General features: G+C 65.0%; 11 protein-coding genes. 3 read left to right on the top strand and 8 right to left on the bottom strand.

Going from position 1 to position 12,541, the window contains the following annotated elements; translation table 11 throughout:
• Nucleotides 1–30 precede the first annotated feature (30 nt).
• Nucleotides 31–399, top strand: coding sequence for a response regulator (locus F9929_RS17820; RefSeq protein WP_152047903.1), 369 nt, complete (start codon nucleotides 31–33; stop codon nucleotides 397–399).
• Between the two features lie 8 nt (nucleotides 400–407).
• Nucleotides 408–1,766: a PleD family two-component system response regulator gene (locus F9929_RS17815; protein ID WP_152047902.1), complete on the top strand. Its 1,359-nt coding sequence runs from the start codon at nucleotides 408–410 to the stop codon at nucleotides 1,764–1,766.
• A gap of 336 nt (nucleotides 1,767–2,102) precedes the next feature.
• Here the strand turns inward: F9929_RS17815 and rpmG are convergent, their stop codons facing one another.
• From rpmG to topA, 5 genes are all read right to left on the bottom strand, one after another.
• The gene (gene rpmG, locus F9929_RS17810; protein WP_152047901.1) at nucleotides 2,103–2,270 is read right to left on the bottom strand and encodes a 50S ribosomal protein L33; all 168 of its coding nucleotides are present in this window, start codon (nucleotides 2,268–2,270) and stop codon (nucleotides 2,103–2,105) included.
• Nucleotides 2,271–2,463: 193 nt separating this feature from the next.
• A complete protein-coding gene (locus tag F9929_RS17805) occupies nucleotides 2,464–3,648 on the bottom strand; it encodes an MFS transporter (RefSeq protein WP_152047900.1) in 1,185 nt (394 codons plus the stop codon).
• A gap of 64 nt (nucleotides 3,649–3,712) precedes the next feature.
• Nucleotides 3,713–4,147, bottom strand: coding sequence for a DUF983 domain-containing protein (locus tag F9929_RS17800; RefSeq protein ID WP_152047899.1), 435 nt, complete (start codon nucleotides 4,145–4,147; stop codon nucleotides 3,713–3,715).
• Nucleotides 4,144–6,423 carry a ribonuclease R gene (rnr, locus tag F9929_RS17795; protein ID WP_152047898.1) on the bottom strand — a complete coding sequence of 760 codons (2,280 nt, stop codon included), beginning with the start codon at nucleotides 6,421–6,423 and terminating at the stop codon, nucleotides 4,144–4,146. The genes F9929_RS17800 and rnr overlap by 4 nt, the downstream gene beginning before the upstream one ends.
• Nucleotides 6,424–6,433: 10 nt before the next feature.
• Nucleotides 6,434–9,100: a type I DNA topoisomerase gene (gene topA, locus F9929_RS17790; protein WP_152047897.1), complete on the bottom strand. Its 2,667-nt coding sequence runs from the start codon at nucleotides 9,098–9,100 to the stop codon at nucleotides 6,434–6,436.
• A gap of 220 nt (nucleotides 9,101–9,320) precedes the next feature.
• On the opposite strand from topA, the gene F9929_RS17785 reads away from it, so the two are divergent.
• Nucleotides 9,321–9,500, top strand: coding sequence for a hypothetical protein (locus F9929_RS17785; protein WP_152047896.1), 180 nt, complete (start codon nucleotides 9,321–9,323; stop codon nucleotides 9,498–9,500).
• Here F9929_RS17785 and dprA read toward each other — a convergent pair.
• From dprA to F9929_RS17770, 3 genes are read right to left on the bottom strand one after another with little or no spacing between them, the layout of a single operon-like run.
• Nucleotides 9,479–10,621, bottom strand: coding sequence for a DNA-processing protein DprA (gene dprA, locus F9929_RS17780; RefSeq protein WP_152047895.1), 1,143 nt, complete (start codon nucleotides 10,619–10,621; stop codon nucleotides 9,479–9,481). The genes F9929_RS17785 and dprA overlap by 22 nt on opposite strands.
• A complete protein-coding gene (plsY, locus tag F9929_RS17775) occupies nucleotides 10,618–11,220 on the bottom strand; it encodes a glycerol-3-phosphate 1-O-acyltransferase PlsY (RefSeq protein WP_152047894.1) in 603 nt (200 codons plus the stop codon). The genes dprA and plsY overlap by 4 nt, the downstream gene beginning before the upstream one ends.
• The gene (locus tag F9929_RS17770; RefSeq protein ID WP_235919400.1) at nucleotides 11,217–12,536 is read right to left on the bottom strand and encodes a dihydroorotase; all 1,320 of its coding nucleotides are present in this window, start codon (nucleotides 12,534–12,536) and stop codon (nucleotides 11,217–11,219) included. Before F9929_RS17770 ends, plsY begins: the two co-directional genes overlap by 4 nt.
• Nucleotides 12,537–12,541: the final 5 nt, after the last annotated feature.

Below are 12,541 nucleotides of genomic sequence, written 5' to 3'. Positions count from 1 at the left end.
AGGCTTGCGCAGCGCATCTGGAGCCAACGGATGCCCAAAACAGTGATGATCGTCGAAGACAACGAGCTGAACATGAAGCTCTTCCGTGACCTCATCGAGGCGCACGGCTATGCGACGATCCAAACACGCAACGGCCTGACGGCCGTCGATCTCGCGCGCGAGCATCGACCCGACCTGATTCTCATGGATATCCAGCTTCCGGAGATTTCCGGTCTCGACGTGACACGAAACCTGAAGGCCGATCCGGATCTTCGCTCCATCCCCGTGATCGCGGTCACCGCCTTCGCGATGAAGGGTGACGAGGAACGGATTCGGCAGGGCGGGTGCGAAGCCTACATCTCCAAACCCATTTCGGTCACGAAGTTCATCGAAACGATCAAGTCCTTCCTCGACGCCTGAGAGCCGAAATGACCGGTCGGATTCTGATCGTCGACGACGTGGAGATCAATCTGAAGCTGCTCGAAGCGCGGCTTCACGCCGAGTATTTCGAGGCCGTTCCCGCCAGGGACGGTCCCGAAGCTCTGCGCATCTGCGCGGGTGGCGGCGTCGATCTCGTGATTCTCGACGTCATGATGCCGGGCATGGATGGGTACGAGGTCTGCCGGCGGCTGAAAAGCGATCCCCGATCCGCTCATATTCCCATCATCCTTCTCACCGCGCTGGATTTGCCGAGCGACAGGGTGAAGGGGCTTGAAGCGGGGGCAGACGACTTCCTGACGAAGCCGTTTCGCGACCTGCAGCTTTTCGCCCGCGTCAAAAGTCTCCTTCGCCTGAAGTTCCTGACGGACGAGTTGCGCATCCGCGCGCAGACGACGGCAGCGCTCATCGGCACGGACGACGTTCTCGGCGACATCGGCAATGGCGGGCGCCATGGCCGGGTCATCGTGGTGGACGATTCGGCCGATGGCGGCGCTCGTGTCGCGCGCCTTCTGGCGAGCGAGCACGAATGCTCGGCGCTGCCGGATGCGCCGAGCGTCACGGACGCGGCGGCAGCGGATCTTATCGTCATTGCGCTTTCTTCGCCTCGGCACGATCCGCTGCGCCTTTGCTCGCAACTGCGGTCCAACGAACAAACGCGTCAGGTGCCGATTCTTCTGATCGGCGAGGCATCCGACGAAAGCCGGATCGCCAAGGCGCTGGAGCTTGGGGCGAACGACTATCTTCTGAAGCCCATCGATCGCAACGAGCTGCTCGCCCGAGCCCGAACCCAGATCAAGCGCCGACGTTTTGACGAAGGCCTGCGCCGCTCGCTGCAGACAACGATCGAACTCGCCACCTCGGACGCACTGACCGGCCTTCAGAACCGGCGCTTTCTCGATGCCCATCTGCCGGTCGCCATCGATCGGGCACGCAGCGAGTCGCGGCCATTGTCGCTGCTGATCGCCGACATCGACCATTTCAAGCGCATCAACGACACCCACGGCCACGATGCTGGGGATGCGGTTCTGCGGGAGTTCGCCAAACGCGTCCGCGCCGATCTTCGCGCCAGCGACCTTGCCTGCCGGATGGGCGGCGAAGAGTTCGTGATGGTGATGCCGGATACTGAAGCCGCCGACGCGGCGCGGATCGCGGAGCGCTTGCGCGAAACGATTTGCGAGGAAGGCTTCGCGATCGGTGCCACGCGCATCCGGGTGACGGTGAGCATCGGACTGGCGATCTTCGATGCCGCCTCGGACAATCCCCAGACGTTGTTGAAGCGTGCCGACCGCGCGCTCTACGCCGCCAAGCAGGACGGCCGAAACAGGGTGGTCCGGCTCGCCGCGTGACGGGATCGGACGTGGCTCAAGCTTAACCATTCGTTACGAAATGGTCAGTCGCCGAGCGCCCGGTCAGTTGCTATTGAAGGCGGGCAAAGCGATCCTCACAAGGTAAGGCACGCTCCGGTGTGTTCCTTCCGGGGCGAAGCAGATCCTCATGGGGTGCTCAGGTCCGCCGCATCTCCTGGGTCCCGTGAGGCGGCCGGTCGGCAATTGGCAAGGGCGGAGTCCTCGTTCCGCCGTCGAAAGCCGACCGGCCACTTTATTCTCCGGTCCTTTCGAAACATCCCAAACGAAAACGCCGCCCCGAAGGACGGCGTCTCGAAATCATTCAGGCGAAACGGATTACTTGATCTTCGTTTCGCGGAATTCGACGTGCTTGCGCGCGACCGGATCGTACTTGGTCTTCACCATCTTGTCGGTCATGGTGCGGCTGTTCTTGCTCGTCACGTAGAAGAAGCCCGTGTCGGCCGTCGACAGCAGCTTGATCTTGATGGTCGTGGCCTTCGCCATGGTCGTTCGTCCTGCGATGTCTTGCCATGGAACATCGCGGCGCGGGTCCGTCGACACATGGCGGGGTTCGTAAAAATCGGCGCGGCGGGCCTGTGCGAAAAGCTTCGGCCCCGTCGCAAACGCATCACGCCGGGCTCGTTTCCCGGCGCGACAATCGACCGGACGTTTATCCGAGCCTGCGTGAAAGTCAAGATTATCGCGTCCGGGCGGCGAACCGGGCGGCAATCAGAATGATGTAGAAGGCGAAGAAGATGGCGACGCAATAAGCGAAGCCGTTCGGCCCGAACGCATCGAGCGCGGAGCCGATGCTTTGCGGGCCGACGAGCATTCCAAGCGCATAGCAGAAAATGAAAGCCGCGTTGGCGGCGGCAAGCTCGGACCCCGCAAGTTTCGAGCCGAGATGGGCAAGGCCGACCGTATAAAGGCCCGCGACGACACCGCCCCAAACGAAGAGAACGGCGGCAGTGAGCCACCAGCTTCCGACGACCAGGGGCATGGCGACCGAGCCGGCGAGCCCGATCACGGCGCAAAGAAGCAGGAGGTGCCGGCGGTCGCGGACCTTGTCGCTGAGAAGCCCGAGCGGGATCTGCATGCAGACATTGCCGAGCCCGATGGCGGTCAGAAGCTGGGCCGCTCCGCCTTCGGAAAAGCCGACCCTCTGCCCATAGATCGGGAACAGCGCGAACCCGCCGGACTCGACCGCGCCGAACACGAAAACGGCGGCTGTGGCCGTCGGCACGACGGTCAGGTAGCGCCAGAAGCCGCCGGGTGTCGAATCGCCATGGACGGACGGCTCCCGGTTCCAGGCGAAAGCGAGGGGGATGGCCGAGACGAGAAGGACGCCCGCGCCGATGGCGAAAGGCAGCGGCCCATGGGCGCCGACCTGCGAGAAGACGAAAGGACCGAAAGCGAAACCGAGCGACAGGCAGGTGGCATAGATGCCGAGAATCATGCCCCGCTTGCGCGGCGGCGCGGCAGCGCTGATCCAGAACTCGGACAGAATGAACAGCGCCGTCACCGCGAAGTGGAAGACGAAGCGCAGGAGGAACCAGACGGCGAGGGAGGAGAAGAGATAGAAGGCGTAGCCGGAAGCGGCTGCCGCCAGAATGGACAGCACCATGCAGTTGCGCACGCCGAAACGTCGCGCGAGCGAGGGCACGAGCGGCGCGGCCGCAAGGGATGCGATGCCGGCAACGGCCGTGTTCGTGCCGATCATGGTGGGCGACACGCCGCGCGATTCCATCACGACGCTGAGCAGCGGAAGCCCGAGCCCGAGCGCCGTGCCGACCGCGCTGATCGAGGCGATAGCCGCGCCAGCGCCCCGCCAATCCACGCTTTCGCGCATCTCAGGCCGAGTCTGCACTGCCGAATTGCTCATGAGAAATGCTGCCGAACCGGACCGAACCACATGGGGCCAGCGTTAGCCGCCGCCCCATGACGTTTCAATGATCGGCGCCTTCTCCAGCCTTCCCAAAACCGTGCATTCGCATTGCCCATTGCAGGCCGATGGTAAGACCCTTCATCGGACGCAGAAGCGCCAAGGTCAGAATGGCGGTCATCGGCACGAAGATCGCGAGATGCGTCCACATGCCGAGTTCCACGACCTCCTCCAAAGCCATAAACAGCGCGACCACGAGATGGCCGACCACGAAGACGGTGAGATAGGGCGGCAGATCGTCGGCCCGGTGGCCTTCCAAGACCTGACCGCAAGCTTCGCAACTGCGCACCGACGTGAGGTAGCCCGCGAAGATCTTGCCTTCGCCGCAGCGCGGGCAGCGGCAAAGAAAGCCGCGCAACATGGACCGGACGAGCGGGCGCTCGGCGTCGTCGTCTTCGCGATTCGCAGCGCGGGTATGTTCCAGAGCTTCGACGGTCATCGCTTCTTTCCGAATCTGGCAGCCACGTTCTTCGGCGCGCCGCCGCGCCTAGGACGCCCCGAAGGCCGAAGCTTCGATTTGTGGAACGAGGCCGTCGAACGCCCGAGGGGGCGGGGTTCGGTCAGCATTTCGAAGCGGATCGAGCCGGCGAGCGGCACGGCCTCGACGAGCTTGACGTCCACCGTATCGCCGAGCCTGTACCCGCCGCCACTTTTGCTGCCGACGAGAGAATGCGCCGCTTCGTCGAAGTTGAAGAACTCGTTCCCGAGCGTCGAAATGGGAATGAAGCCATCCGCGCCGAAGCCGGGCAGGGACACGAACAACCCGGATTTGGTGACGCCGGTGACTCGGCCCTCGAAATGGTCGCCGATCCGGTCGGCGAGGTGGTGTGCGATCAGGCGGTCGACGGTTTCTCGTTCGGCGGCCATAGCGCGACGCTCGGCCTTGGAAATTTCCTCGGCCGTTTCGGTGAGCTGCGTTTCCTCTTCCTTCGTCAGACCGCCCTGGCCAAGACCGAGGGCCGCGACGAGCGCGCGATGCACGACAAGATCGGCATAGCGGCGGATGGGAGAGGTGAAATGCGCGTAGCGCATGAGGTTCAGGCCGAAATGCCCGAGATTGTCCAGCGAATAAACGGCCTGACTCTGCGTGCGAAGCACGATCTCGTTCACGAGGTTTTCGTGCTCGCCGGCCCGCACCTGCGCCAGAATGCCGTTGAAATGCGACGGCCGCAGGCTCCCGCTTTTCGCGAGCGACAGATCGAGCGTGCGCAGGAAGTCGCGAAGCGCTTCCAGCTTGGAAAGCGACGGCGCGTCGTGAACGCGGTAGATCAGCGCCTGCCGCTTTTCCTCCAGCGCCTCGGCGGCCGCGACATTGGCGAGGATCATGAACTCCTCGATCAGCCGGTGGGCGTCGAGCCGGTCGGGCACGACCACCCGATCGACGCGGCCCTCGGCATCGAGAACGATCTTCTTTTCCGGCAAGTCGAGGTCGAGCGGCTGGCGCTCGGTTCGCGCCATCCGCAGAAGCGCATAGGCGTCCCACAACGGGCGCAGCACCTTTTCGAGGATCTCAGGAGAGACCGGCGATTCGCGTCCGTCGATGGCGGCCTGCGCGTGCTGATAAGCGAGGCGCGCGTGGCTGCGCATCAGAACGCGGTGGAAACTGTGCCGGATCTTCACGCCTTCGCCGGAAATGACCATGCGGACGGCGAGGGCGGGACGATCCACATCGGGCCGAAGCGAGCAAAGATCGTTGGAGATGCGCTCCGGCAGCATCGGCACGACGCGGTCCGGGAAATAAACGGAATTACCGCGCAGGCGTGCTTCGGCGTCGAGCTTCGAGCCCGGCCGCACGTACCAGGACACATCGGCGATCGCCACGGTCAGGATCATCCCGCCCGGATTGGCAGGGTTGTCGTCGTCGCGGGCGTGGACCGCGTCGTCGTGGTCCTTGGCATCGGCCGGGTCGATGGTGACGAGGGGCAGGTCGCGCCAGTCCTCGTGTTCGGGGCCGATGGCGCGATCCACGGCCGCATCGGCTTCCGCCAGCACCGTTCGCGGAAATACATGCGGGATCGAGTGGGCGTGGAGCGCGATTGTGGAAATCGCGCGCTCGCTGCCGAGCGAGCCGATTACCGCGGAGATGCGCCCACGGGGCAGCCCGGAACGGCCGCGATCGAGCGGTTCCACTTCGACAAGATCGCCGCTCTTCGCCCCGTTCCCGTCCTTCGGGCCGATCGTAAATTCAAGCCCGCGCCGTTCAACAGGCTCGACGCGACCGCCGCCGTGAGGGTTGGACCGAAACACGCCGAGCGCCAGCGCCTGCTTGCGCTCCACCACGCGGATGACATGCGCTTCCGGCACGCCGGCGGCTTCGTAGTCCAGCTTGGCGAGAATGCGTTCGCCGACGCCGGCCGTCGCGGTGCGCTCGTTCTGGCGAACGGCGAAGATGGGACGCTCGCCATGGGCATCTGCATCCCAATCGGCAGGCTCGGCGACGAGATCGCCATCGTCGTCGCGCCGCCGAATATCAAGAAGCGCGATCTCGGGACGCCCGCCGGGCTGCGAATAGCGCTTGCGGCTGCCGGCCAGAACACCTTCTGCCTGGAGGTCGGCGATGATGTTCTTCAGATCGGTTCGGCTATCGCCCTTCACGCCGAAAGCCTTAGCGATCTGGCGTTTGCTCGCCTCTTCCGGGTTCTCGGCGATGAACCGCAGAACGGCCTCGCGGGTCAGTTCGGGAGCCTCGTTGCGAGTGCGACCGCGCGATGCCATCGGTTCTCCGCTATTCCGCCGCCGCCGATTTCGGCGCGCGCTTCTTGGGCGCGGCCTTGGCTTTCGGAGCCGCCTTCTTGGTGGCGGTCTCGGCCTTCGCCTTCGGCTTGGCCCGCGCCGTCGACTTGCCAGCGCCGGTTTTCTCCGCCCGCTCGGTCAAAAGGGCGATGGCCTCTTCCAACGTCACGCTGGCGGGGTCCTTGCCGCGCGGCAGGGTCGCGTTGACCTTGCCGACATTGACGTAAGGGCCGAAGCGACCGTCGCGCACGGTGATCGAACCGCCGAGATCGGGATGCTCGCCGAGCGTCGCGATGGCCGCCGGCGTCGAGCGCGAACGCGCGCCCTTTTCCTTCTTTTCCGCGATCACCGTCACGGCGCGATTGAGGCCGATCGTCAGCACGTCCTCGATGGTTTCGAGGTTGGCATAGGCTCCGTCGTGCTGAAGGAACGGCCCGTAGCGCCCAAGCCCCGCCAGGATCGGCTTGCCGCTTTCAGGATGCATCCCGACCTCGCGCGGCAGGGAAAGAAGCTGCAGCCCCTTTTCCAGATCGATTTCGGAGGCGACCCATCCCTTGGGCAGGGACGAGCGCTTGGCTTCCTTGCCTTCGCCGCGTTGGACATAGGGACCGAAGCGCCCTGATCGCAGACTGATGACGTCGCCGCTCGCCGGATCGGTGCCAAGCTCGCGCGGTTCGTCGGCCGAAGCGCCATCCGTCGCCTCGGCCGAGAAGCTCGTGCCGAGCTGGCGCGTAAAATTGCATTCCGGATAGTTCGAGCATCCGACGAAGGCGCCGAACTTGCCGAGCTTCAAGGACAACCGGCCGCCGTCGCAACGCGGGCAGGAACGCGGGTCCGAGCCGTCTTCGCGGGCCGGGAAGAGGAGGGGAGCCAGATCGTCATTCAACGCATCCAGAACGTTGGTAACGCGCAGTTCCTTCGTGCTTTCCACATGGGAAGAGAACTCGCGCCAGAAGTCGCGCAGGACGTCTTTCCAAAGCAGTTCGCCGGACGAGATGCGGTCGAGCTGGCCTTCGAGATCGGCCGTGAAGTCGTATTGGACATAACGCTCGAAGAAGTTCTGCAGAAAGGCCGTGACCAGCCGACCCTTGGCCTCGGGCAGAAGCTTGCGCTTGTCGTTGACGATATATTCGCGGTCCTGCAGCGTCTGGAGGGTCGCGGCATAGGTGGACGGGCGCCCGATGCCGAGCTCTTCCAGCTTCTTGATGAGCGAAGCTTCGGAATAGCGCGGCGGCGGCTCTGTGAAGTGCTGGCTGGATTCGACGGCGCGCTTGTCCACCGTTTCGCGCGCTTCGATGCGCGGCAGGCGGTTGTCGTCGTCCTCGTCGTCCGACGCGCCGCCGTCTTTCGGGGCGCTGTCGTCGCGATGGTCGACATAGGCCGCGAGGAAGCCGTCGAAGCGTATGACCTGGCCGGTTGCGCGCAGGCCCGCCGAGCGGCCCTCATTCTCGGCCTCGATCTCGGCGACGGTGCGCTCGATCTCGGCCGACGCCATCTGGCTGGCGGTCGCGCGCTTCCAGACGAGTTCGTAGAGCCGCGCCTGGTCGCGGTCGAGGAAGCGTTCGACGTCCTTCGGGTGACGCGAGAACGACGTCGGGCGGATGGCCTCGTGCGCTTCCTGCGCGTTCTTGGCCTTGGTGGAATAGAAGCGAGGCTTTTCCGGCACGTAGCGATCACCGAAGGCGGCACCGATCGCCTTGCGCGCTTCCGTCACCGCTTCCGGCGCCATCTGCACGCCGTCGGTTCGCATATAGGTGATGAGGCCGACCGTTTCGCCGCCGATATCCATGCCTTCGTAGAGCTTCTGGGCGACCTGCATGGTGCGGGACGCGGAAAAGCCGAGTTTGGCGGAGGCCGCCTGCTGAAGCGAGGAGGTGGTGAAGGGCGGGCCAGGATTACGGCGGGTAGGCTTGGCCTCAACGGAAGCCACGCGATAGCGTGCACCATCCAGCATGGCGCGGATGTCGCCGGCCTGATCGCCGTTGGCGACGGACAGGCGGTTCAGCTTCTTGCCGTCGTATTCCGACAGGCGCGCCGTGAACTCATCGCCGCGCGGCGTCGCGAGTCGCACGGAAAGGTTCCAGTATTCCTGCGGTTTGAAGCGTTCGATCTCGCCTTCGCGCTCGCAAACGAGCCGCAAAGCCACCGACTGAACACGGCCCGCCGAACGCGCGCCGGGGAGCTTGCGCCAGAGAACGGGGGAAAGGGTGAATCCGACAAGGTAGTCGAGCGCCCGGCGCGCCAGATAGGCATCGACCAACGGAACGTCGAGTTCGCGAGGCTTGGCCATCGCGTCCAGCACCGCCGACTTGGTGATGGCGTTGAATACCACGCGCTCAACGGGCTTTTTTCCGAGCGCGCGCTTCTGGCGCAGCACCTCGAGCACATGCCAGGAAATCGCCTCGCCTTCGCGATCCGGGTCGGTGGCGAGGACGATCTTGTCGGCTTTCTTAGCCGCATCGGCAATTTCGGACAAACGCTTCTGGGACGGCTTGCCAACCTCCCAGCTCATGGCGAAGTCCTCGTCCGGCAGAACGGAACCGTCCTTGGCGGGCAGGTCGCGCACGTGGCCGTAGGAAGCCAGAACCGTGAAGTTCGAGCCGAGATATTTGTTGATCGTCTTCGCTTTCGCAGGCGATTCGACGATAACCAGATCCATTCGTCAGTCCTGATTTTCCGGCAAGGGCTTGAGCTTCGGTCCGCTCGAGGAGCCGCTTCAGCCGCGTGTCACAGATGGACAGCTTGCGTTCGGCGGTCAAGCCCTCAGCTTCAGCGCCTCAACCGGCCTACAACCTATGGGGGTTTTCAGCGCATTTACAATCATGGGCGGTATGCTATCAGTTTCCCGCCTCGCATCGTCCGCCGAAAGACACACCAGAATGGCGCCACCGAACGCGGAGCTGCGACAGAAGCTCCAATATATCTGCGACATGCTCGAGCAGCTCAGGGTCATCGCTCCGTCGCAGGCCGGCCCGCTTCTGCCTTACCTGATCGATGTCGCGCGCCTCGAAGCGAGCGAGACCATGATGCGCCAGCGTCAGGGCAAGACCGACACGTAACCGCCGCGATGGCGCTCCAGCCGACCGGCGATGTCGAGTTCGAGCAGCACGAGTTGCAGAGCGCCGGCGGTTGCGCCGGTATGGGCGAGAAGGTCGTCGAGGCCCACCGGCGTCGGGCCGAGCGCGCTCAAGATCCGTCCACGCTCGTCCTCCGTCGGCTGCGCGTCAGTGTCGAACGGCATGGCGAACGGCGCGGAAACGAACGTCTCTCGGCTCGCCCTGTCATCGAGCGGGCGCAGGGCATCCAGAATGTCGGCGCTTTCGGTGACGAGCGTCGCACCGTCCTTCAACAACTTGTTGGTGCCCCCGGCGCGCGGATCGAGGGGCGAGCCCGGCACGGCGAAAACCAAGCGTCCCATCTCGTTGGCAAGCCGGGCGCTGATCAGCGAGCCCGAACGAAGCGCCGCTTCCACCACGAGAAGGCCTAGGCCAAGAGCTGCGACGATGCGGTTGCGGCGGGGAAAATCGACGGCGCGAGGCTCCCAGCCGAACGGCATCTCCGATACGAGGCAGCCGCCGCCATCGGCGATACGGCGCATCAACGGGCCGTGCTCCTTCGGATAGGGCTTGTCGAGACCGCCGGCGAAAACCCCGACCGTGCCGGTTTCGATCGAGGCCTCGTGGGCCGCCGCATCGATGCCGCGGGCAAGGCCCGAGACGATCGCGTAGCCAGCCGCACCGACTTCCGCCGAAAACTGGCGAGCGAGCTTTACGCCGGCAAGCGACGCGTTGCGCGCGCCCACCACCGCGAGCGAGGGTCGCCTCAGGATCGCCGGATCGCCCATGATCGCCAGAACGGGCGGGGCGGCTTCCGTCGCGCGAAGGATCGGCGGATAGTCCGGCTCGCCCTGGAAAAGAAAGCGTGCCCCGAGCCGTTCCGCCCGCAGCAGTTCGGCTTCGGCGCTTTCCTTGTCGCAAATACGGATACGGCGCTTCGAGCCGCCGCGCGAGGCGAGTTCGGGAAGCGCCTCCAGAGCCGCTTCCGCACCGCCGAAGCGGTTGATGAGAGCGCGAAAGCTGACCGGCCCGACATTGTCGCTGCGGATCAGGCGCAGCCAAGCGAGGCGCTGCGCGTCATCCAGGCGTGGTTGCGTAAGCGTTTGCCACTCGGGCGGTGTCACCCCTTGGCTCCGATCCGGCCCTCGGTTCTGGCGATCAGTCGCTCGATGTTCGGACGGTGCTTGATCCAGACGATCACCGACAGGATCGCGACAAAAGCGGCCTCAGCCTGCATTCCGAGAGAGAGATAAACGACCGGCACGGCGACGGTCGCGACCAAGGCCGCCAGCGAGGAATAACGGAAGGCGAAGGCCGTGCCGAGCCAAGCGAGCGCGAAGACGAGAACGCCGACCGGCGCGAGGCCGAGAAGCACGCCGATATAGGTCGCAACGCCCTTGCCGCCCTTGAAGCCGAGCCAGACCGGAAAGAGATGGCCGAGAAAGGCGCCAGCGCCGCCTACCATGGCGCCCAACTCGCCGGCGAAGTATCGCCCGACGAGAACCGGGACGGTGCCTTTCAGAAGATCGCCGAGAAGGGTGAGGGCGGCCAGCGTCTTGTTGCCGGTGCGCAGCGCGTTGGTCGCGCCGATATTGCCTGAGCCGATCTTGCGAATGTCGCCGTAGCCGAAGACCTTCGACAGAACGAGCCCGAAGGGAATGGTGCCGGCAAGATAGCCGAAGACGAAAACGAGAAAGAGCGGAAGCACGGCGGTTTCGTTCACGGGAGCGTCTCCGTCGCGGCTTTACTTCCCGCCTCGAAGACGGTTCTGCCGCCGACCACGGTGCGCAGCACCTCGCCTTGCAGGCGCGCATTCTCGAAGGCGGTGTTTTTGGACTTGGAGCGGATGCGCTCGCGCGAATAAACGAAGGGCGCGTCGAGATCCACGAGGGCGAAATCGGCCACCGCGCCCGGTTGCAGCGTTCCCCGGTCGAGCTTCAGGAGCTTGGCCGGCGCGACCGTCAGCGCTTCGAGGACGCGCAGGATCGGCACGCCATCCGAATGGTGGAGGCGAAGCGCGGCCGGCAGAAGAGTTTCCAGCCCGATCGCCCCGACATCGGCTTCCGCGAAGGGATGGCGCTTGCCGTCCGCATCGTGCGGGTCGTGCGAGGACACGATGATGTCGATGGTGCCATCGGCCAGCGCCGCGATCATCGCCTGCCGGTCGTCTTCCGAGCGCAGCGGCGGCGAAAGGCGGAAGAAGGTGCGGTACTGGCCGACATCGTTCTCGTTGAGAGCCAGATGATTGACCGAAATGCCGGCCGTGACGTTGGCGCCGCGCTTCTTGGCGGCGCGGATCGCATCGGCGGAATCCGAAACGGAAATTTCGGCCGCGTGGTAGCGGCAGCGCGTCAAGGAGGCGAGCCGGAGGTCCCGTTCGAGAGGGATGATCTCGGCTTCGCGCGGGATGCCGGAAAGGCCCAGCCACGAGGCGAGGAGGCCCTCGTTCATCACGCCGGAACCCGCAAGGTCCGCATCCTGCGTGGCATGCATCACGAGCGCGTCGAAATCGCGGGCATAGGTCATCATCCGGCGCAGGAGACCGGCATTGGCGATGGTGCGCCGCCCGTCCGTGAAGGCGCGGACGCCGGCATAGGACAGAAGGCCGATCTCGCTCATCTCGCGGCCCGCCAGACCCTTGGTGAGGGCGGCGGCCGGGAACACGTTGACGATCGCGGTCTCGCGCGCCGTGCGCATCACGAACTGCGCCAGGGCGACGTCGTCCACCACGGGATCGGTGTCCGGCATGGTGAGGATGGAGGTGACGCCGCCCGCCGCCGCCGCGCGGCCGGCCGAGCGGATGGTTTCGCGGTGCTCGCCGCCCGGCTCGCCGATAAACACGCGCGCATCCACGAGACCCGGCACCACCGCGAGGCGGGAGCCGTTTACGACGGCCGCGCCATCCGGATAGCCTTGTTTCAGAGCATCGGGACCCGCCGCGAGGATCTTGCCATCGGAGGCGATCAACGTTCCCAACGCGTCGAGATTGCGGGACGGATCGAGGATGCGGGCGTTCTCGACGACGATAGGGCGCTCGATCTCGC

Origin of the sequence: Aureimonas psammosilenae (genome assembly GCF_009176975.1) — a bacterium.
GTDB classification, from domain to species: domain Bacteria; phylum Pseudomonadota; class Alphaproteobacteria; order Rhizobiales; family Rhizobiaceae; genus Plantimonas; species Plantimonas psammosilenae.
Note: the sequence above shows the minus strand (reverse complement) of the source record. Positions and strands in the feature narration are given on the sequence as shown.